Annotated in this window: 1 protein-coding gene and 2 pseudogenes; 2 read left to right on the forward strand and 1 reads right to left on the reverse strand. The window is 54.1% G+C overall.

What is annotated here, in order from left to right; translation table 11 throughout:
• A pseudogene (locus Q7J41_RS03445) lies at positions 1–320 on the reverse strand (hypothetical protein); the annotation flags it as partial.
• A gap of 74 nt (positions 321–394) precedes the next feature.
• On the opposite strand from Q7J41_RS03445, the pseudogene Q7J41_RS03450 reads away from it, so the two are divergent.
• A pseudogene (locus tag Q7J41_RS03450) lies at positions 395–1,198 on the forward strand (N-6 DNA methylase); the annotation flags it as partial.
• On the forward strand, positions 1,198–1,817 hold a 620-nt coding region (locus Q7J41_RS03455; protein WP_304885271.1), incomplete at its 3' end, for a type I restriction-modification system subunit M N-terminal domain-containing protein. The pseudogene Q7J41_RS03450 and the gene Q7J41_RS03455, both read left to right, overlap by 1 nt.

Raw genomic sequence — 1,817 nt, forward strand, 5'->3', positions numbered from 1 at the left:
TTTCCGGGAACGAGGATTTGATCGTTTGAATAGGTGAGGATCTTTGATTGTAATGCCAGAAGTGAATCTAAATCTACCTTCGACAAATGGTATCTGACCGACGTTTCACACGGGACTTTTTCTACGGCTTTATTGATGGAATGCACTGAAAGTTTGTTCGCTGACATTCCGACGAGTGACCGGATGAGCGTCTTTTGGTTAAGTTTTCCGTTGATGGAAATGGTGAGGTGCCGGTTGATTGCATCAACTGCAAGTTCGGAACAATCTTCTGCTCGCAATACTTTCTTAGTTCGGCGGGCAATTTGCCGTCTATTGGACATATTCGGCGCCCGCCGACTATTTAGATCTTACTGTTTCCTTTAGCCGTGGCTAAAAATTAGAGAAGTACTGTGGTCAGGAAAAGAACCTGACAACCTCATCCATTGCCCGGATGAACGTGATCCTGCACGGGCTGGAGGATTTTAAGATCATTCGCGGGGATACGCTCCGCCGCCCGGCATTTTTTGAGGGAGATGCTATCAGCAGGTTTGACTGTGTGATTGCCAACCCGCCGTTCTCGTTAAAGAACTGGGGTGAGGATGTCTGGGAGAATGATCCCTATGGCCGGAACTTTGCCGGAATGCCTCCCGCAAGTTACGGGGATTATGCCTGGGTCCAGCACATGATTGCATCGATGGCAAAACCGCACGGGCGGATGGCGATTGTGCTGCCGCAGGGTGCCCTGTTCCGGAAAGGTGCAGAGGGCAAGATCCGGACGAAACTGCTGGAGTCGGATCTGCTGGAAGCGGTGATCGGGCTCGGACAGAACCTGTTCTACGGGACAACGCTTGCCGCATGTGTCTGTATCTTCCGGCTCAACAAGGACAAGCAGCACAAGGGCAACGTGCTCTTCATCGATGCATCGGGCATGTTCAAGAAAGGCAAGAACCAGAACGAACTGCTCCCGGAACATGTGGACCAGATCTATTCCTCGTATGAAGCGAATGAGACCCGGACGGGGATTTCCCGGGTTGCAACGCTTGATGAGATCCGCTCGCAGGATTACAACCTGAACATTTCCCTGTACGTGGAGCCGGTAATTGTTGAAGATACAATGACCGTTGCCGAGGCGCTTTCGGATCTGAAGAAGGCGGCAGCGGATTGCGAAACCGCCGAGAACCGGCTGAAGCAGTTGTTATCCGAGTCGGGGGTACTCTGATGCCCGAGACTATCTCGCAGCAGGATCTCGAACGCTACTTCTGGGGAGCGGCGGTACTCCTTCGCGGGTATATCGACGCGAGCGACTACAAGCAGTTCATCTTCCCGCTGCTCTACTTCAAGCGGGTCTGCGATGTCTTTGATGAGGAGGCCGCAGAAGTTACGCAGGAGTACGGTCCCGGAGTCGGGGAAGATTTTGCGGAGTACCACCGCTTCACGATCCCCAAAGACTCCCACTGGGCTGATGTGCGGGAGAAGATGACCGATGTCGGTGTGGCGATCCAGAACGCGATGCGGGAGATTGAGAAGAACAATCCCGAACGGCTGGCTGGGATCTTCGGGGATGCCCCGTGGACCAACAAGAGCCGGCTCTCTGATGAAACACTCCGCGATCTGATCGAGCATCTCTCTTCCGAGAAACTCTCGCTCTCCCGTGTGCCCCAGGACGAACTCGGGCAGGGCTACGAGTACCTGATCAAGAAGTTTGCAGACGACTCCGGGCATACGGCTGCGGAGTTCTACACCAACCGGACGCTCGTCAAGCTCATGACGCTCATGCTTGACCCGAAAGAGGGCGAGTCAATCTATGATCCGACCTGCGGGACGGGCGGGATGCTGCT

This window comes from Acetobacterium sp. (assembly GCF_030652775.1).
Classification (GTDB): Bacteria; Bacillota; Clostridia; order Eubacteriales; family Eubacteriaceae; genus Acetobacterium.